This is a genomic window from Mesorhizobium sp. M4B.F.Ca.ET.143.01.1.1 (assembly GCF_004792275.1).
Classification (GTDB): domain Bacteria; phylum Pseudomonadota; class Alphaproteobacteria; order Rhizobiales; family Rhizobiaceae; genus Mesorhizobium; species Mesorhizobium abyssinicae.
Map to the genome: position 1 here is coordinate 34991 of NZ_SRSR01000026.1, position 16830 is coordinate 51820.

Genomic DNA, 16830 nt, shown 5'->3' on the forward strand with positions numbered 1-16830 from the left:
CCTAAAGCCCGTAGATGCGAAAAGTGGTGCGGCCGGACAGCTCGCGAACCGCGCCGAGATCGACCAGTCGGTCGAACAAGCGGCGCAGGCCGCGGTCGCTCATCCCGGTTTTTTTGTCCCCGCGCGACGCCACGAGCGCGTCGTCGGACAGCAGCTGTTCGACGACAGCGTGCGCGCCCTTCGCGCGCAGTTTCGGCGCGACGGCAATGAGCCGTTCGGCGCGGCGCCCGAGCTCGGTCGAGAGGTCGATCGCCCGCAGCGCTGCGCGCGCCTGAGCCACGAGCAGGCCCTGCACCCTCTCCCCGCCTGGCGCCTGATCCCTCTGCGTCAGACCGGTTGTTCTCGCTCGCACGCCACGCGTGCTTCCGCCCCATCCCGGCTGCGCTCGCAGAAGTGGCACCGCATGCGGCCATCCCAGTCTTTGCGCGAGCAGGGCGTCGGCGAGCCACGAACCCAAATTGCGTCCGAAGCCATCGCGTTCCGCACTCGCAAATGCGCCGGTCAGCATCTCGACAACGCCGGCTGCCGTAGACAGCTGGCGGAGATCCTCGAGGAGATCGCCGACCGCCGCGCCGTCGCGGGCGAAAAAACCGAATTCTTCTAAGACCGCGGTGAGGTTTTTCTCCGTCAGCAGCTCTTCCGCCGGCCGAGATGCCGACCGACGCCAGGCGAGGAGCAAAAGACCGGCGGGACCGACGGACGAAAAATCGCCCGGGCGGGTGAGCAGCACGGCGTCGCGCAGCGCGGCCTCGTCCTCGGTGCGCCCCGCCTGGCGCGCCGTCGCCGCGGCCGCCGCCAGCGCGAGGCGCTGCCGCCAGGCGCCCGCCCATTTTTCGTCCCGGCGCACGACAGCATCGAGCGCGGTCAGCGCCGCGCCGGCGGCAAGCGCAGCATCCTCAAGGGTTTGCGCCGTCTCGACTGCCCTGCGCAGCCAGGATGGCACGGTCGCCATGGGCAGGCTCGGCGCGGCGTCGAGCGGCTGGACTGCGTGTCGCGAAGGCGGTTTGGCGTGGAGAATCATCGTCGACAGCATGAATCATCGCGGCGCTTTTAACAACGACAATACGAACAAACCGCCGCGCCTGTCGCAACACCTTTATGTCCGATAAGCTTGCCTTATCGGACGTATCCGAAATCCGCTTAGCCAAGCGCCGCCAGCCCGTGCTTCTTGACCACGGACAGCAGTTTCAACGCCATCCCGCTCGGCCGCTTGGCGCCAGTCTCCCACTTTTGCACCGTCGATTCCGACGTGTTGAGATAACGCGCGAACACCGGCTGGCTGACATGGTTCTTCTCGCGCAGCGCCTTGATCTCGTCGGGCCCGATCGCCGCCGGCGCCGTCAGGCAGCTCGCGTCAAAGCTGCGCATCGTCGTCTTGTCGATTGCCCCGACCTTGTAGAGTGCGCGCGCCGAGCTATGGATCGCCTCAAAGGCGTCGGACTTGTAAGTTCTAGTCTTGCTCATGGCATATCTCCACGAAGTCTCCGTCTGTAAGCAATTCGGCGATCTGCCGATCCGTCAAACCTGCATAGGCCTTGGCCAACTTGCGGAACTGCGCGAGTTCATGGTCATCGATGTTGGCCCGGTCCTGCTTGGCGAACAGATATTCATAGACCCAGAACTGGTCGAAACCAGCCAGGATGATCGAGCGGTGCCTGTTATCGTTCAGGCGCTTCTTGAACACGCCGCCGCCGAGATCATCCGCCTGTCCCACCGCCACCTGTTCGATCGCCTTGCATAGGGCAGTGTCGCTGATCCGCGCCTTGCGCGCCGCCTTGGCGAACCAGGCCGTCTTGAATGTCCGTCGTGTCATGGGTTTAGATAGCACCTGGTGCTATCTATTTCAAGATCGACGATAGCACTTCGACCACGTCCCCCGAGGCGTGAAAGGTCCCTGGAAATCCATGCAATCGCCAAGTGGACAGCCTCGTCGTTTGGCGGCAAGCTGGCGCCATCACGCGTGATTCACATTGTGGCCTGCATCATCGGTCTCACATTCTTCAATCGTCCAACCGCGCCGTCGAACGCAACTGCGGCAATCGTCAACCCGGAAATGCCGTTTGTGACAAAGAGCGCATCCCAAGTCCCAGCCGATCCTTATCGCAAGGCAAAATTTCGCGAGATCGCCCGCAGCATCGTCGCCAAGGATCGCTACAACCGAAAATATGGCCTGGCTGTCGATACAGCGGGCGCCATCGCCGGCGCCCTGGAACGGGCCTACCGACAAGGCGTTGCCGGCTCCCGGCCGGATCGGCAGCCGCAAAGCCGGAATTCAGAACTGGCCCGCTCGATTGGGCGCTCATTCCGCCGCGGCCGCGCAAGGCCTTCTGGAGCGTTTGCCTGGCAAGCTTTGGCCGCGATGGCATGCGCCAAGACGAGGGCTATCTCGTGCCGACAGTGACGCAACGCGGGACCGCGGGATGGCAGCTCATCGTGGCCGGCAAAAGATATGACGACAGACCGATTGCCGAACGGACAATGGTCCCCCTTGCGCGTCTTGGGTTGATCGAAGCGGCGCCGGACGGCACAAGACGTCTCATCGTTTCGAAGCATGGCCAGGAAACATGGCGGCTATTCAACAAACGTGGAGGACGGTTCCCCGATGACCTCACCGATTGGTGACGCAACAGGCCACGACGACAGCGACCTGCCCGACATCGTCGATCTCGTCCTTGAGATGGGCCGCGTGCCGGCCGAGCCGCAGAAGTCCCCTCCCCTGCCGGTCGGGCTGGAAAGCCTCGTCGAAACGGCCAGGGACTACGCCAAACGCGCTAGCGCGCAAAACACACAGACCGCCTACGCCAAGGATTGGCGGCATTTTACGTCCTGGTGCCGCCGCAGCGGCTTTGAGCCGCTTCCGCCCGAGCCGCAAACGATTGGGCTCTATATCAGCGCCTGTGCTGCCGGCGACGTCAAGCGCGGCGTGAAACCGCTCTCCGTCGCCACCATCGAGCGGCGCCTCTCCGGATTGGGATGGAATTTTACCCAGCGCGGTTTTTCTCTCGACCGCGCCGATCGTCACATCGCGACAGTGCTCGCCGGCATCCGCCGCAAGCACGCCAAGCCGCCGCGGCAGAAAGAGGCCGTGCTCGGCGACGACATCAAGGCGATGGTCAACACCCTCGGCCACGATCTGAGGGGCTTGCGCGACCGGGCGATCCTACTGCTCGGCTTCGCCGGCGGCCTGCGGCGCTCCGAAATCGTCGGCCTCGACGTCGTGCGCGACGACCACAGTGACGGCGCCGGCTGGATCGAGATTTTTGCCGGCAAAGGCGTGCTGGTCACGCTGCGCGGCAAGACCGGCTGGCGTGAGGTCGAGGTCGGCCGCGGCTCCAGCGATTTTTCTTGCCCCGTGGCCGCGCTCGAGACCTGGATCCGCTTCGGCCGCATCGCGCGAGGCCCTCTCTTCCGCCGCATTTTTCGGGACAACAAGACTGTCGACGTCGAGCGGCTTTCCGACAAGCATGTCGCGCGCCTGGTCAAGCAGACCGCGCTCGCCGCCGGCGTCCGCGCCGATCTTCCGGAGGGAGAACGCGTGCTCCTGTTCGCCGGGCACTCGCTGCGCTCAGGCCTCGCATCGTCGGCCGAGATCGAGGAGCGCTATGTGCAGAAGCAGCTCGGCCATGCCTCGGCCGAGATGACCCGCAAATATCAGCGTCGGCGCGATCGGTTCCGGACCAACCTCACCAAGGCGAGCGGTCTGTAGGAGTCCCCTCCCCTGCTGCTCGGTGATCACGGTTCTGCCGCGCTTGTATCGCGTTATCAAATTTGATAATACCCGGCCATGAGGGAAATCGCCTGGGTCAAGGCCGCGCAGAAGGATTTTCGGAAGTTTCCGAAGGCCGTTCAGGACACCATGCTGGACGCGCTGACGATCGCAAGCTTCGGGCAGAAGGCCATCTGGCAAAACCGATGAAGCACCTGGGTTCGGGCGTGATGGAAATCGCCCTGCCCTATCGCTCCGACGCTTACCGGGTGGTCTACGCGGTCCAGATCGGCGATGCCATTTGGGTTGTGCATGCCTTTCAGAAGAAGTCGACCAAGGGCATCGCGACGCCGAGGAAGGAGATCGACCTCGTCAAGACGCGGCTAAAGCAAATACGGGAGATGGAGTCATGAGCGAGGACAAGATCGAGATCGTCAGAGGCAGCGGCAACGCCTACGCGGACATGGGCGATCCCGACGCCGATACCAAGCAGATGAAAGCGTTCCTGGCCGCCGAGATCATCGCTGTCCTGAACAGGCGGCACCTCACCGTCAGAGCCGCGGCGGAGCTGACCGGCGTGACACCGTCGGACATTTCGAACATCCGCAACGCCCATCTCGGCAAGTTTACGATCGACCGGCTTGTGCGGGTTCTGAACCGGCTTGACCGAAAGGTGACCGTCACCGTCGAGAAGACCGGACGCGGCACTGTCGCCGCCTGATGGCGCAAGCTTGCTCCGTCGGTGACGGCGGTGCCCTGCGGCGGTTGGATGTGTGAACGAGGAAGGAACCAGATGAACAAAGACGAGCAAGAAGCGCTTGAGCGGCTGATCGCGATCGCCAAGGGAGAATCCGGCCAGTGCGGGCGCGTCGCAGACTTCCTGCTCGCCTGGTGGAATGCCCATGACTGTGGTGGTTTCGACCTGACGCATTTATGGAATGTCGATACTGAAATCGCCAGGGACATGCAAATTGTGTTCGGGCTCATTGCACGTCGGCAGAGCTATCCGGACGCTCTTGGCTACAAGGCGGATTTTGAGGAGATCGTCCGGGAATGGCGGGACTTTTCAGAGTCCTGAAAGCTCCCCCCGGATCGCTTGACAAGATGCCGGGCGCGAAGAAACACAGCTCTGGCAGACTTATGGTTGCGCTCGCGTATCGACGACCGAACGGGACATGTCGGCTTCGAGCCCTCGCGCGGAACGAGCACGCTTGTCGCGCGAAATCCGCGCTGGCGAGGTTCTCGTCATCGTCCGCCTGGACCGTCTCGCTCGCTCCGTGAGCCATCTGCTTCAGGTGATCGGGCATTTGGAAGAGAAGGGGGCTTCCCTCCCCGGTTGAAGCCGCCAAAGGACGGGATTTTCACCTTAGCGTTTCAATTGAAATCGGGAAGTAAAAGCGACATCGCCGCGGGTGAGCGGCCCCAGCAGGGTGTGTTCAAGGCCAATTTCGAAAGATCGTAAGCCATTGACTCTGTTGTAGCCGATTCGCGTAACGGAAACTATCCTACTACTCACTTCCGTCACAGGCGATGATGCTGGTGAGAAAGCTCACTATCGATAATCACCTCTTATCGATAGTGATTGTTTTTGCGGCGCAAATCAGCCAGAATCGTCCTCCAGAGCCCGCCGGCGACGTCGCTCGCGAGCAAGAATGACGCAAGGCGCGGCTATTCCGCCGCGAAAAAGGCCGTCTGGCATGAGCGAAGAAAAACCCGTCCGCCTGCCTGACCCCGCTTCCGTCGAAACCGTCCTCGCATCTCTGGAGCCGCAGTCGGCCGACGCCGAGCTCGCCCCTGCCCTCAACAAGGCCTTTCCAGGCTTTGCCTTCACCGTCGTGACGATTGACGATTTTTATTGGTGCAACCCTCACGCTGTTGTCGCCGCCGACGGCACGCGCTGCGGCGACCACCGCGCCTGGATCGAGAGGGGGCTGGCCGAACTGGGCGGCGATCTGGCCGCGTTCTGGAACCGGCATCGCGAGGACGGAAAAAAATTCGCCGAATGGCGCGGCGCCAGCGTCTACGCCTTTGCGCCGACCGGGCCGGGCGTCGCCGATTTTTTGCAGATCTCGCTCGGCCGCGAGATCGAGGTTTTGGCCGGACCCGTGGTCGATCCCGATTATCGCCCCGACAGCGTCGACCATCTCTTCGAGCCGACCTGGGTTTTGCGCGATTCCGCTGCCGAGGCGCAGCCGCTCGCAGGACCAGTCTACCGGCTGCGCGGCCGCGCCGGCGGCGGCATCGTCCACATGCGGAGTTTCTTGGCGCGCCGGGACCGCGTCGAGCGCGAGCAGCGGGCGGCGGGGCGGCCAGAGCTCGAGAACCGCGTCATCCGCGAGGTCGGGCCCGACGGCACGCGCGACACCGCGTTTTTGGACGCCAATCCGGACTGGTTCGATTTTGTGCCGCGCGAGAACCGTTTTTTTGCCGACTGGGAGCGGTCGAGCGCTTGCGCCCACCGCATTTTTGACCATTGGGCCTTCGACATCCACGATCTTGAAGATCGTGGCCGGCGCGAGATCGGTTTTATCCCGCGGCCGCTCAAAATGCCCGCCGGGAAGCTGGCGTTGGGAGTCAATATCTCGGTGCACCGGCTGATGGAGCGCACCGAGGCGATCGACGCCGAGATGGGCCTGCCCTTCGCCTGGTTCTTTTTTATGACGCACGGGCACTGGGTCGATCCGGACGTCGGCGATGCGATCGCTGAGGGCCTGCGCCAAGGACGGGTGCGTTTGCCAGACCGCGACGCCGCCGTGCTGCTCGCCTGGGCAGACAAAAAATATCTGTTCTGAGCGCCGACATGGATCTTCGCCTGCCGCCAAAACCCGCATCCGACCAAAAGCTGCGCCGCGCGGAGGCGCTCGATGCCCTCGATTCGGTGCTGCCATTCGACCGCCGCGATTTTCTGGCCGAACTTTTGACCGCCGACGACGTCGCCACGCTGCGCCATCTCGCCAAAGAAGGCATCGGCGAGAATTCTTTGCGCGCCCTGGCCTCGGATCTCGGTTACCTCGAGGCCTGGTCGCTGGCCGCGACCGGTTTTTCACTGCCCTGGCCGGGCGCCGGAGGCGCTGCTGATAAAATTCGTCGCCCATCACCTGTGGGATCCTGCAAAACGCGATCTTTTGTCCACGCACGGCATGCCCGAAGAGGTGGCTGCAGCGCTCAGGACCCAAGGCCTGTTGCGCGTCGACGGACCGCACGCGCCGAACACCGTGCGCCGGCGTCTGTCCAGCTGGTCGACGCTGACCAAATGGCGCGGTCTTAGGGGAAAATTCAACGCGCCAGGCCTGCGCAGCGCCATAAAACTCGCCGTGCGCGCCAGCGCCCGCCCCCGGGGCCGCAAGAGCAAAAAGGCGGTGACCGCGGATGTTTTGGCCACCCTGCTCAACACCTGCGCTGGCAACCGTCTCGTCGACGTGCGCGACCGCGCCCTTCTCATCACCGCCTTTGCCTCCGGCGGCCGCCGCCGCAGCGAGATTGCTTCACTCAGGTTCGAGCAGATCGTCGAAGAAGAGCCGGTGCCGGCCGATCCTAAGAATCCCGGCGGCGAAAAACTGCCCTGTCTGTCGATCCGGCTCGGCCGGACAAAAACGACACAGGCCGACAGCGACGCCTTCGTGCTGCTCGTCGGCCGGCCTGTTCTGACCCTGAAAGGCTGGCTCGAGCGCGCCGGGATCAGGGAAGGCGCCGTGTTTCGCGGCATCGACCGCTGGGGCAATCTCAAAAAACGCGCTCTGACGCCGCAGGCCGTCAACCTGATCCTGAAGCGCCGCGTCGCCGAGGCCGGGCTTGATCAGATGGCATTTTCCGCCCATGGCCTGCGCTCCGGCTATCTCACCGAAACCGCCCGCCGCGGCATTCCGCTGCCGGAAGCCATGCAGCAGTCGCAGCATCGTTCGGTGCAGCAGGCGTCGAACTACTACAACGATGCCGAACGCACGCTCGGCCGGGCGGCGCGGGTGATCATATAGATCCGGATGATGGTGCCGGTCGCTCGCGGCGCGCGCATGCCGTTTCGCGCGGAACGCACCGTGCAACAAGCTCCCGCCCTTACGCTGCAGGGAGATGTCGAGACCAAAGGCAGTGCCCGGCACAAAGTGCACAATGATCCCAAGGCAACTGACCGCGGCAAAACGAACCTCGGATCGCGACTCGGTCGAGGCGCGGGATCGAATTGACCAGGACCGCCTTTGGAAAATGTCCGGACAAGCGGAGTTCCGCCAGTGCCGTTCGCGCCGCGATGCAGGTCCTTCAGCTTCATACCGACACCCTTGAGACCGTCCCCGTGCTCACCCCGCCATCCTCGCCGTGGCGCCGTTCGCCTTCAGCGCCGCCATCAGCATCGGTCCGACCGAAAACGCCCCTGCCCTGGCCTTGTCAGTCAGCACGCGCAGGTATCCGCCGGCGGAATTGATGTGCTGAGCGCGTTGCAGGATGCAGGCAATCACGATCGCGGCGGTTTCCTGGCCCATCGCATGGCAGGCCTCCTCATACGCCGACGGCGAGACGCCAAGGTAGCCCCGCACCTGGGCGGCGGTAATCATGAAATCGCGCCAATTGTCGATCCCATCGACGGCGTAGTCCGCAATTTCGGGGCAGGCTTTCAGCACCAGCCCCAGCGGATACCTTTTTGGGCGCTCTGCGGTTCTCGTGCTGGGCTCGGCCGTCGCCCCGCTTTTCTCTAAAGCAGGTTCAAATTCAAAAAGAGAGTCGGTATTTGAATCAGATTGCTGCCGCTCGTTTTGAGAGTCATTGCCGCTCGGATTCGTGGATTTCATATGAGTTTCCAGCAGCTTACCCACATCATCACGCAAGGCGGCCAGATCGGCAACGATAGGCTCGAGCTCGGCATTGCAGGCTCGGCGCGGAATAGCCTCCACAACCTGGCGGAAACGCTTCCAAAGGCCTCCCCAGTCGCCCGGGACATCTTCGTTGACGGCCGCCTCGATCAGCTTGTGGATGTCACGGCGGTGCAAGGTGATCCGCTCGCGCATAAGCTTGAGCGCCCTGTTGTCGGCGCGAACACGCTCGGCGGCGGCCTCGAACTCGTAAGCACGGGCCAGCAGCGGCGCCAGGGAGAAGCCGAAGGCTTCCTCGATCTCCCCTCCCCTGCCCTTGCGGGCGTAACGCTTGCCGTTCGGGCTATCCCGACGGGTGATCAGTCCGCAGTCCACAAGAGCCGCCAGGTGCCGCCTGACCGTGGGCTCGGGCATTCCGTGCGCCCTGAGCGACAGCTGTGCGTTCGAGGGAAAGACGATGAGGTCGTTTTCCTCACTCAACTCACTGTCAGGATAGAAAGATAGCAACGCATTCAGGACGGCCAGAGCACGATCGCCGATGCCGACGATGCTCTTGCCCTCGCAGAGGTTGCGGTAGATCTGCCACTTGTCGACGACCCTGCCCTTGGGGATCTCACGTGACTCGTTTTGCGCTGCCAGCAGGGCAAGCGACATCGGCCGCCGCCCAAAGGGCGTCGTTGCAATACCCGTCTCCATTTCTTCCTTCACCTTCAATTAGGCAAAAGAAATCTGCTCGCCAAAACGACGCCAAAGACTCTTGACAGTGATTCGCGAAAATGTGATTCTCAGCTTGCTTATGGTTGAGAAGGGCTTCCGCGACGGTGACGTTCGGGGGCCTTTTTCTTTTGCGGTTTAGTCTCCTGTTGCCTCTTTCTTCGATGTCCTGAATGCCTCGTAAAGGCTGTCCAGGTTCTCCGAAATGTATTCGCCGAACTCGGCCGCGTCTTTCGCTTTCAGCGCCAGACTGAAGGCCTTTCCATTGTTTTTAATCGTCGCGGCGACTGATTTGTCGGCCGGTGCCCAGGTTCTGTTGATCCGCGGAGCGAGCCCTTTCCTGATCGCCTTGTTGGACTTTGCTCCGTTCAGAAAATCAAAGAGCAAGTTGAAACGCTCGTCAGAATCCGCGGCCGCGAACTCTTCGCTGGCCACATAGCTGTTGGCAATTGGCGTGTTCTTCGGGTTCTCGACGAGCTTCCGAAGATCCAACCACCGGTCGCGTCCAATCCCTTTGGCCGGCCCAATCGCATCAATGATGACCGCAGGGATAGCTTTCGGAATCGTCAGCATCTTAGAGAGCGTCTGGTAGTCGACCGACAGAGCAGATTGGATGGTTTCGCGGCTGAACCCAAGCCCGCCCAGCTGCTGGGCGAACATAACACGCTCAATGAACGTAAGGTTGGCGCGTGCGGAGTTCTCCTGCCCTTGTGCGACAACGTGGTCGATGTCTGCCAGCGTCTTCACCACTGCGCGGACAGGCCTGCCGAGTTGTTTGGCAACTCTCACCCGTCGGTGTCCGAAAACGGCCATGTAGCGGCCTTCGGCGCTGGGATGGGGTCTTAGAAGGATTGGGGTATCCTGTCCCCTCTCCCTGACGGCCTCCAGCAGTTCTTGGTATGCGTCGTCCTCATCAACGCTCATGCGATCAGGCACAAATGACCTCTCGACCAGGTCGGGATCAATTTCAATAACCGTTTCGCCTTCGGCGAGCTTGGAGGCTTGCCTGGCCAGTTCATCGATCGACGATGAGATGGACCTCGCCGCTCCGAATTTGCGAAACCCGGAAGCTGGCTCGCCATCTTCTGCCGTTTCGGGCGCGGATTCCCGCATCAAATTGTCGAAAATGTGCTTTCTTGCCATTTCAGCGTCCCAAAATTGGGGTCATTCATCTGATTTCATTGCATTAAAACCTGACTTAGACGGCCGTCTATTTCGCACGTCCCCAGGCCCCGTGGATTAGTTCTCTGATTTCCGCGTTAACCGCTTCCATCGACTCCATGGCGCGGTCGTACGTTGCCCTATTCATCCCGGATTTCTCGACCTCATAAAGCGTCTGCTTCGTCAGCCCAGCATCCGAAATAGCGGTCGATTTCAACATCGGCGTCTTGAGCATTTGCGACGCGAGCATTGACTGCATGAATCCGACCATCTGGGCTTGCGGGACGTCGGTCGGCTCGTATCGAGTGATCAAATATCTGAACCAATCTAAATCTACTTCGCCGCCCGCCTGGCGAATTGTCTTCAGGATGTCGCCGAGCATCAGAAGGAACTGCGACATCGACATCAGGTCGAGCATCTGCGGATGTACAGTGATCAGCACCGAACTCGCCGCCGACAGAGCAGTCAGTGTCAAATAGCCGAGCTGGGGCGGACAATCGATTACGACCACGTCATAACGGTCATCGACCTCCTGCAATACCTTTTCGATGCGATTCCAAAACGTCTTGCCGGCGACGGAATTCTTATCCTGCATCGCCAGTGGAGTGTCGTACTCATATTCCTGCAATTCGAGCGATGCAGGGATAAGTTCAAGGCCTGGAAAGTTTGTCGGCAAAATTACGTCGGTGATGAGCTTCCGCTCGTCGTCGTAGCGGATCGCTTCATAGATCGACGGATTCTTGTCGAGTTCGGGTTGGATGCCGTGGAGGGCCGACAGCGAAGCCTGTGGGTCAAGGTCGATGGCCAGTACACGGTGCCCGGTTAGCGCCAGATGTTGCGCAAGGTGTGCGGCCGTCGTCGTCTTTCCGCTGCCCCCCTTGAAATTAACAACAGCAACGACCTGCAGCTTCTCTCCCCTGCGGCGGTGAGGAACGTATTTCTTCACATCGGCTCGGCCGTGACGGTCGAGCCAATGACGCAGCTCCATGATCTGCTCGGCCGAATATGTCCGCCGACCCCCGGCGTGTATAGTTGGCTCGACACCTTTGCCTTCCAGGTGCAGCTTCTTGAGATTGCTAGTCGAAACCCCGAGGAAATACGCCGCTTCCCCGAGTGAGAATTGCCGCAAGGTCTTCCTTGCGTTCGGCGGGAATGTCTCGAAACGAAGCTGGTTCAGTTTCCGGGAAATCTCGCGGCCTTGTGCCAGAATGGTGTCGTCGAACAAAGGTTTCGACACGGGCGCTAATACGTTCATGTTTTCCGGAACCTCAAGTGACGGCATTTCGGCGAAATTCTTTCGAATGCCGTCATTATGTCCGATTCGTTCCTGCCGACAAGAAATTTTAAGTTAACAAAAGGTTAACGCTAACTGTGCCAGAAAGCTGTGCGGAACTGGTTGTGTGATTTTGAAACTCGGCACCCGTGTGTCCCGGGCAGGTTGGGAATGCGATCCGACGGTTTGCATGCAAGCGGGGACTGTTCCATCTGAGCGCAAGGAGGATCGAAGGGTTGTCGGCGATTCCGGCCTCAAGACATTCGAGAGTGATAACCGGCTCGCGCAGATCTGGTCTACTCTAGGCAGCGATATTGGAATCAAAATAGGCTACCGAAGCGGTCCCGGTTTGACCGAATGCGCCTTCTGCAACTTCCCCATTCACCGCATCATTGCGTCTGTCGGACCGGCGCTGTCCGCGTTCTCGAAGAATCCGGCTTCGTGAAAGAGACACATTTCCGGCAATCTGAACGGCCAAAAGACTGTTTTCACTAGCTTTTTTTGCCATTTAGACGGCAGTCTATTCGATATGCCATTGCGGTCCGCCGCGCGCATGGCCGACGGCGGACGGTCGTGCCCCCGCCCAGAGCGTGAACTCCCGCCAAGCCAAGCGTCACCATCTCGACAGCCGCCAGGGGACCTGCGGGCGCGTGCGGGCCGTCGAGACACAACAGGCCTTGCGCCTTCAGGGCCGCTGCCACGTCTTCCGGCATGTCGTGCGTGGACAAACGATCGCGCTTGGCGGGATCCCACGGACGATGCGCGACGAACTTGATCAGCAGCGCCCTCCGGCGCCGAAGTGCAGCAGCCGACCTATGACGGCCTGGCAACTACGCTTCGAGATAGCCGACGTCCGACGCAAGCGCGTTTAACGAGGTCTCGCCAGTGTCTTCCTTTCCCAGATGGCACCTAGCCAGAAACACGCGGCGATCGAACGGCAGACCTAATCGAGCGCGTCGATGACGTTGGCGCGCCGTCAGCTTTGCTTGGGATGCGAGCTTTGGCACATGAATTCATGGCAGCCACTCAGAACAGATACGGCTTGTCGGCCCAGGCTAGCAGAATGGCAGCATCTTGGTCGGGCAGCCGCACCCGTCTCGCGCGGAGGCGTTCGGCGATCGCGTGGCCGACATTCGGATCAACCCAGTGTCCGTGCGTCATCAGAAAGAACCGGGCGAAGGGCAGGCCTCGTGGATGTCGAAGGCCCAGTGGGCAAAGACGCAGTCGGTGGCCGCGCTCGATCGCTCCCAGTCGGCAAAAAAGCGGACATCGCGCGGCACGAAAATGAACCAGTCCGGATCGGCGTCTAAAACGCTCTGTCGCGCGTGCCGTCGGGGCCGACCTCACGGATGATGCGGTTTTCGAGCTCGGGCCGCCTCGCCTCGCGTTGCTCGCGTCCAAGGCGCCCACGGCGCGCCAAAAAACTCCGCATATGGACGATACCGAGCAGGCGGTAGACGGGTCCGGAAAGTAGTGGCGCGTCAATGGCAGGCTCGGCTCTAAGAGATGGTCGATGCTGTTGGGGCGGTAGTTGGGATCAAACTGCGGGGCCGGCCAGGACCTCGAACTCGCGGCCGAGCGAGAGTTGCACGAAGTCGGCGACGCCCGGTCCGGTCGGTGCAAAGGCGAAGGGGCTGGCGCCGCGCCATTCGGCGAAGTTCTTCCCGTCCTCGCGATGCCGGTTCCAGAAGGCGGTGAGATCGCCGTTGAGTTCGGCCAGCTGCCCTCTCGACCCAGGCGCGATCCTCGCCGCAGCGCGTGCCGTCAGCAGCGATAACGGCGTGAGGGTTCCACCAATAAGGATCATCGATGGTCCCGACAGTGAAGGCAAAACCTGGAAAGTCCTTGTTGAGGGCAGGGGCGAGCTCGGCATCGTCCGACTACCCCTCCAGAGATGCGAGCTCGGCCTCGACGGTGGCGGGCATCGGGCAAGCGGATCGGCTCTATTGTCGTTCCGGCGCTCCTCACATCCAGGTGGTCCACTCAAGCAGGGCGAGCGATTCCATTAAACCAGATCAAGGAAAAGGCCACAAAGCCCTGCGTTTCCAGGGCCGCCCAACGATCCAAGGTCAGAATTTTCGCGGATCTGGGCGGCGAGACCAATCAGTGTCGACAAGAGTGATTGTGATAAACGCTGTAGTCTTTAGTTTCCGATCTCAGTTGAAGCGTAAGCTGAAATTCTAGCCCAAATTTCGGTCCTTGCGGGGTGCATTTACGGGAGTGTGGCGCGAAAATCCTGCCTTTGACATCAGCCCCGCCTTACTCTTTTGTCGGCGGCCACCGGCGAGCTGTATGCACCAGAGCCAGCACCCACAAGTTTTCGCCTTCGACTTGGTAAACCAGACGGTAGCTCTCATGTGGAATCAGCTCGCGCGTGCCGGTGATTTTTCCGATGCGGCCGAGCTTGGGGAAATCCGCAGCCTCGCCACTGCGTCGCTGAAAAGCTGGTCCATCCGAGCGGCCGCTGACGGGCTGTCGGCCGCAATGTCGTCCCAATGTCGGCTCGGTCCTGTTCGGCCTCTGGCGTCCTTACGACCCTCACGCCTGGCTTGCCGTCTTGGCACGCCGGGCGGCGAAGTCAGCCTCGATCTCATCATTCGTCCGGCCTCGGCCGGCCCGCATCGAGGACCGCGCGACCTCGACCTTGCGGCGGAGGAACTCGTCATACTCCCGCTCTTCGCGCCGGCGCTCAATGTAATCACGCATCAGCTCGCGAACCACCTGCGATGCCGGCCGATGGTCGGCTTCGGTTTCGGCTATGAAGGCGTCGCGCAGCTCCGGTTCGAGCTTCAACGTGAAAACCGCCTCTTTCGGCATGCTCGGCTCCTGCGGGCTAGATACTCATGAAGTATATACGTTGTCATCACCAGCCGGCAAGCCGGCAAAGTCGACCGCCCTCATGGGGGGATGGGGCTTGCTCAAAGGACACCTTGGTGAGGAGGGCAAAGCGCGGCCGCCTTACCGGGCGAGTGACATGCTTGTCGGATAGCCGCTCGACGTCGACGGTGTTGTTGCCCGAGCGAGGCTCTCGCGATGCCGCCGAGGCGGATTCAGCGAAGTTTGAAATCATGATGGCTGGATGGATTTGGGAGCGCGCGTACCGGCCGTCGTTTCCGTTGGCGCAGCCAGTCGTGTCGGCTAGCGGTGGCTCATTCGTCGCCGGCGAGACCATCGAACGCCTCGATCAGTGCATCGACGATCGCCTGGCCGAGCGCCTGTGCTGTCTCAGTGATCTGGGCTTCGTTTCCCTTGCGGGCCGCGGTGGCGAGTTCCGAACCCTGATCCGTCAGGATCGCATTGGACCTATCGATTGCCCATTGCGCAAAATCGTTACGGCTGTCGATGATCCTGGTTTCCATCGATGCGCGCTCCTGCGTTAACGATTTGTTGGCCAATTCGGGCTAGGGTCAGGAGCGCGATGGGTATTGCGTTCGCGCCAAAACACTCCTCGAGTGTTTGCACCGTCAAGCTCGCTGGGCAAGCCGTTTCTCCTGGCGCAGTCCGCGATATCGTCCGATACGGACCTATTTTCCGTCGTTGAGACTGATCATGCCGGGCTTTTGACGGAAAAGCACTCGTTTTTCGATTCAAACAGGAAGGGGAGGGGACTTTCCCGACCTCCTACAGGCCACTCGCCTTGGTGAGATTGACCCGGAATCGGTCGCGGCGCCGCTGATACTTTCGGGTCATCTCGGCCGAGGCATGCCAGAGCTGCTTTTGCACGTAGCGTTCGTCGACCTCGGCCGAGGAGGCGAGGCCCGCGCGCAGCGAGTGCCCGGAAAATTTCATCTCCCGCTCGCCCTCCGGAAGATCGCTGCGCACGCCGGCGGCCAAGGCCGCCCGCTTGACCAACCGGGCCACCTCCTGGTCGTGCAGCCGCTCCGAGCCAACAGCCTTGCCTTGGCCGGTGACGCGGCGGAACAGCGGTCCGTGCGCGATGCGAGCGAGCTTCAGCCAGGTCTGCAGGGCGACGACGGGGCAGGTGGCGTCGGACGAGCCGCGGCCGATCTCGACCTCGCGCCAGCCGGTCTTGCCGCGCAGCGTCACCAATAGGCCTTTGTCGAGAACCTCGACCCAGCCGCGGCCGTCCTCCGTCTGATCCCTGGCAGCGTCGAGACCGACGATTTCGGAGCGGCGCAAGCCGCCGGCAAAGCCGAGCAGCAGCATGGCGCGGTCGCGCAGCCCGCGCAGGGTGCCGCGGTCGAGCGTTTCCAGCATGGCAATCAGATTCTCCGGCAGGATCGCATCCTTTTGCCGGGGCGGCGCGGCGTGCGTATTGCGTATGCCGGCCATGACAGTCACGATGTGGCGGTCTTTTCTATCCAACGGCTGGCCACGCTGCGTATAATTCCAGGACAAGGAAGAAAGACGACGCTCGATCGTCGCCACCGTTTTTTTGGCCCCTCCAGCGCCTGAAGCCTGCGCGGTGATATAGAGACCGACGGTCTGTGGATCTGGCGGCAGCGGGTCAAAAGACTGCCGCCGCGCCCAGGCGCAAAAATGCTTCCAGTCGGCGGCATAGGCGCGGCGGGTGTTGGCGGAGCTTGCCGCTTCGACATAGTCCCGCGCTCGATCGGCGAGCTTCTCGAGATGCGCCGGCAGGCGCGGACCATCATCCGCCTGAGCTGCGGCCGCCGGAAGGGCAGGGGAGGGAGGGTCCGTGTCCTCGCCCACCTCAGGGAGTCCCATGGCACGGACGATCTCGATGACGTCCGGCAGATCGTCGTGCTGCCTGGGGCCTTTGGATTTGTCGGCGGCCGTCATGATCAAAGCCTCCCGCCACGACGAAGCGCGGCCTCGAAAGACGCCAACGGCAGGAAGAGCGACAAAGGCCGATCCTCCAGACCGAGCGCGCCGTAGGATCGATACCATGCCGCCACACGCTCATTCTTGGCATCGATGAACATCAGGGTGCCGCCAACCTCGGCCGCGGCCCGAATGCAGCGCAACGCCGCCGCAAGCAGCAACTGGCAGCCCAGCCCCTCACCATGGACCGACCGGGCCACGGCGAGGCGCGCCAACCTGAAGCCGCCGACCTCATAGCGGCCTAGTACTACTGCGTCATAAATTGCGAGCCTGACGCGGACTGTCCATGGCCCTTGTGCAGCACGGACATCGTTGCAGACGGTTGGCCAGGGCCACGGTCAGGCGTCGCCTGATGGTCGGGATCGAGG

Annotated in this window: 20 protein-coding genes and 2 pseudogenes; 10 read left to right on the forward strand and 12 right to left on the reverse strand. The window is 61.9% G+C overall.

Features of this window, described 5'->3' with window-relative positions; all coding sequences use genetic code 11:
- Position 1: 1 nt before the first annotated feature.
- From EN786_RS34030 to EN786_RS34040, 3 genes are all read right to left on the reverse strand, one after another.
- The gene (locus EN786_RS34030) at positions 2-1033 is read right to left on the reverse strand and encodes a DUF1403 family protein (protein ID WP_246688809.1); all 1032 of its coding nucleotides are present in this window, start codon (positions 1031-1033) and stop codon (positions 2-4) included.
- 107 nt (positions 1034-1140) lie between these two features.
- On the reverse strand, positions 1141-1464 hold the full coding sequence (locus EN786_RS34035) for a DNA-binding transcriptional regulator (protein ID WP_135909714.1): 324 nt from the start codon (positions 1462-1464) through the stop codon (positions 1141-1143).
- On the reverse strand, positions 1451-1813 hold the full coding sequence (locus tag EN786_RS34040; protein WP_135909716.1) for a type II toxin-antitoxin system RelE/ParE family toxin: 363 nt from the start codon (positions 1811-1813) through the stop codon (positions 1451-1453). The genes EN786_RS34035 and EN786_RS34040 overlap by 14 nt, the downstream gene beginning before the upstream one ends.
- A 147-nt stretch (positions 1814-1960) precedes the next feature.
- Here EN786_RS34040 and EN786_RS38340 point away from each other — a divergent pair, with 147 nt between their 5' ends.
- From EN786_RS38340 to EN786_RS34080, 9 genes and pseudogenes are all read left to right on the forward strand, one after another.
- Positions 1961-2401: a hypothetical protein gene (locus EN786_RS38340; protein WP_210238918.1), complete on the forward strand. Its 441-nt coding sequence runs from the start codon at positions 1961-1963 to the stop codon at positions 2399-2401.
- A 201-nt stretch (positions 2402-2602) separates the two neighbouring features.
- A complete protein-coding gene (locus EN786_RS34050) occupies positions 2603-3706 on the forward strand; it encodes a tyrosine-type recombinase/integrase (protein WP_135909719.1) in 1104 nt (367 codons plus the stop codon).
- A 78-nt stretch (positions 3707-3784) separates the two neighbouring features.
- Positions 3785-3916 (forward strand): hypothetical protein, encoded by a 132-nt coding sequence (locus EN786_RS39380; protein WP_281405027.1) that lies wholly within the window; start codon positions 3785-3787, stop codon positions 3914-3916.
- Positions 3913-4119 (forward strand): type II toxin-antitoxin system RelE/ParE family toxin, encoded by a 207-nt coding sequence (locus tag EN786_RS39045; RefSeq protein WP_246688810.1) that lies wholly within the window; start codon positions 3913-3915, stop codon positions 4117-4119. The genes EN786_RS39380 and EN786_RS39045 overlap by 4 nt, the downstream gene beginning before the upstream one ends.
- Positions 4116-4427, forward strand: coding sequence for a helix-turn-helix transcriptional regulator (locus EN786_RS34060; protein ID WP_135909721.1), 312 nt, complete (start codon positions 4116-4118; stop codon positions 4425-4427). The genes EN786_RS39045 and EN786_RS34060 overlap by 4 nt, the downstream gene beginning before the upstream one ends.
- 72 nt (positions 4428-4499) lie before the next feature.
- Entirely contained in the window at positions 4500-4784 is a 285-nt protein-coding gene (locus tag EN786_RS34065; RefSeq protein ID WP_135909722.1) for a hypothetical protein, read from the forward strand.
- 67 nt (positions 4785-4851) lie between these two features.
- Positions 4852-5046 (forward strand): annotated as a pseudogene (locus EN786_RS34070) (recombinase family protein); the annotation flags it as partial.
- 357 nt (positions 5047-5403) lie between these two features.
- Positions 5404-6498 carry a hypothetical protein gene (locus tag EN786_RS34075; protein WP_135909726.1) on the forward strand — a complete coding sequence of 365 codons (1095 nt, stop codon included), beginning with the start codon at positions 5404-5406 and terminating at the stop codon, positions 6496-6498.
- Between the two features lie 8 nt (positions 6499-6506).
- Positions 6507-7680, forward strand: a pseudogene (locus tag EN786_RS34080) (tyrosine-type recombinase/integrase).
- 318 nt (positions 7681-7998) lie between these two features.
- Here EN786_RS34080 and repC read toward each other — a convergent pair.
- From repC to repA, 3 genes are all read right to left on the reverse strand, one after another.
- Positions 7999-9204, reverse strand: coding sequence for a plasmid replication protein RepC (repC, locus tag EN786_RS34085; RefSeq protein WP_135909728.1), 1206 nt, complete (start codon positions 9202-9204; stop codon positions 7999-8001).
- 156 nt (positions 9205-9360) lie between these two features.
- Positions 9361-10365 (reverse strand): plasmid partitioning protein RepB, encoded by a 1005-nt coding sequence (gene repB, locus EN786_RS34090; protein ID WP_135909730.1) that lies wholly within the window; start codon positions 10363-10365, stop codon positions 9361-9363.
- A 67-nt stretch (positions 10366-10432) separates the two neighbouring features.
- Positions 10433-11638: a plasmid partitioning protein RepA gene (gene repA / locus EN786_RS34095; protein ID WP_135909747.1), complete on the reverse strand. Its 1206-nt coding sequence runs from the start codon at positions 11636-11638 to the stop codon at positions 10433-10435.
- Positions 11639-11783: 145 nt separating this feature from the next.
- Between repA and EN786_RS34100 the strand changes: the two genes are divergently transcribed.
- Complete coding sequence (locus EN786_RS34100; RefSeq protein WP_135909732.1) at positions 11784-12101, forward strand: hypothetical protein; 318 nt, start codon at positions 11784-11786, stop codon at positions 12099-12101.
- A gap of 1092 nt (positions 12102-13193) precedes the next feature.
- Here the strand turns inward: EN786_RS34100 and EN786_RS39050 are convergent.
- The 6 genes from EN786_RS39050 to EN786_RS34130 all read right to left on the reverse strand — a co-directional run bounded on the left by EN786_RS39050 (position 13194) and on the right by EN786_RS34130 (position 16677).
- Positions 13194-13463: a hypothetical protein gene (locus EN786_RS39050; RefSeq protein WP_246688811.1), complete on the reverse strand. Its 270-nt coding sequence runs from the start codon at positions 13461-13463 to the stop codon at positions 13194-13196.
- A gap of 452 nt (positions 13464-13915) precedes the next feature.
- Positions 13916-14152, reverse strand: a complete 237-nt coding sequence (locus EN786_RS34110; RefSeq protein ID WP_246688812.1) for a type II toxin-antitoxin system RelE/ParE family toxin — start codon at positions 14150-14152, stop codon at positions 13916-13918.
- Positions 14153-14194: 42 nt separating this feature from the next.
- Positions 14195-14473: an antitoxin of toxin-antitoxin stability system gene (locus EN786_RS34115; protein WP_135909735.1), complete on the reverse strand. Its 279-nt coding sequence runs from the start codon at positions 14471-14473 to the stop codon at positions 14195-14197.
- A 332-nt stretch (positions 14474-14805) separates the two neighbouring features.
- Positions 14806-15015, reverse strand: coding sequence for a hypothetical protein (locus EN786_RS34120; RefSeq protein ID WP_135909737.1), 210 nt, complete (start codon positions 15013-15015; stop codon positions 14806-14808).
- A 262-nt stretch (positions 15016-15277) separates the two neighbouring features.
- A complete protein-coding gene (locus EN786_RS34125; protein WP_135909739.1) occupies positions 15278-16420 on the reverse strand; it encodes a site-specific integrase in 1143 nt (380 codons plus the stop codon).
- Between the two features lie 2 nt (positions 16421-16422).
- Positions 16423-16677, reverse strand: coding sequence for a hypothetical protein (locus tag EN786_RS34130; RefSeq protein ID WP_135909741.1), 255 nt, complete (start codon positions 16675-16677; stop codon positions 16423-16425).
- Between the last annotated feature and the right edge of the window lie 153 nt (positions 16678-16830).

What these genes read in the sequence shown, in the direction of transcription:
- EN786_RS34030 (WP_246688809.1), bottom strand. Translation starts at nt 1,033, where the DNA reads ATGCTGTCGACGATGATTCTCCACGCCAAACCGCCTTCGCGACACGCA.
- EN786_RS34035 (WP_135909714.1), bottom strand. Translation starts at nt 1,464, where the DNA reads ATGAGCAAGACTAGAACTTACAAGTCCGACGCCTTTGAGGCGATCCAT.
- EN786_RS34040 (WP_135909716.1), bottom strand. Translation starts at nt 1,813, where the DNA reads ATGACACGACGGACATTCAAGACGGCCTGGTTCGCCAAGGCGGCGCGC.
- EN786_RS34050 (WP_135909719.1), top strand. Translation starts at nt 2,603, where the DNA reads ATGACCTCACCGATTGGTGACGCAACAGGCCACGACGACAGCGACCTG.
- EN786_RS39380 (WP_281405027.1), top strand. Translation starts at nt 3,785, where the DNA reads ATGAGGGAAATCGCCTGGGTCAAGGCCGCGCAGAAGGATTTTCGGAAG.
- EN786_RS39045 (WP_246688810.1), top strand. Translation starts at nt 3,913, where the DNA reads ATGAAGCACCTGGGTTCGGGCGTGATGGAAATCGCCCTGCCCTATCGC.
- EN786_RS34060 (WP_135909721.1), top strand. Translation starts at nt 4,116, where the DNA reads ATGAGCGAGGACAAGATCGAGATCGTCAGAGGCAGCGGCAACGCCTAC.
- EN786_RS34065 (WP_135909722.1), top strand. Translation starts at nt 4,500, where the DNA reads ATGAACAAAGACGAGCAAGAAGCGCTTGAGCGGCTGATCGCGATCGCC.
- EN786_RS34075 (WP_135909726.1), top strand. Translation starts at nt 5,404, where the DNA reads ATGAGCGAAGAAAAACCCGTCCGCCTGCCTGACCCCGCTTCCGTCGAA.
- repC (WP_135909728.1), bottom strand. Translation starts at nt 9,204, where the DNA reads ATGGAGACGGGTATTGCAACGACGCCCTTTGGGCGGCGGCCGATGTCG.
- repB (WP_135909730.1), bottom strand. Translation starts at nt 10,365, where the DNA reads ATGGCAAGAAAGCACATTTTCGACAATTTGATGCGGGAATCCGCGCCC.
- repA (WP_135909747.1), bottom strand. Translation starts at nt 11,638, where the DNA reads ATGAACGTATTAGCGCCCGTGTCGAAACCTTTGTTCGACGACACCATT.
- EN786_RS39050 (WP_246688811.1), bottom strand. Translation starts at nt 13,463, where the DNA reads ATGATCCTTATTGGTGGAACCCTCACGCCGTTATCGCTGCTGACGGCA.
- EN786_RS34115 (WP_135909735.1), bottom strand. Translation starts at nt 14,473, where the DNA reads ATGCCGAAAGAGGCGGTTTTCACGTTGAAGCTCGAACCGGAGCTGCGC.
- EN786_RS34120 (WP_135909737.1), bottom strand. Translation starts at nt 15,015, where the DNA reads ATGGAAACCAGGATCATCGACAGCCGTAACGATTTTGCGCAATGGGCA.
- EN786_RS34125 (WP_135909739.1), bottom strand. Translation starts at nt 16,420, where the DNA reads ATGACGGCCGCCGACAAATCCAAAGGCCCCAGGCAGCACGACGATCTG.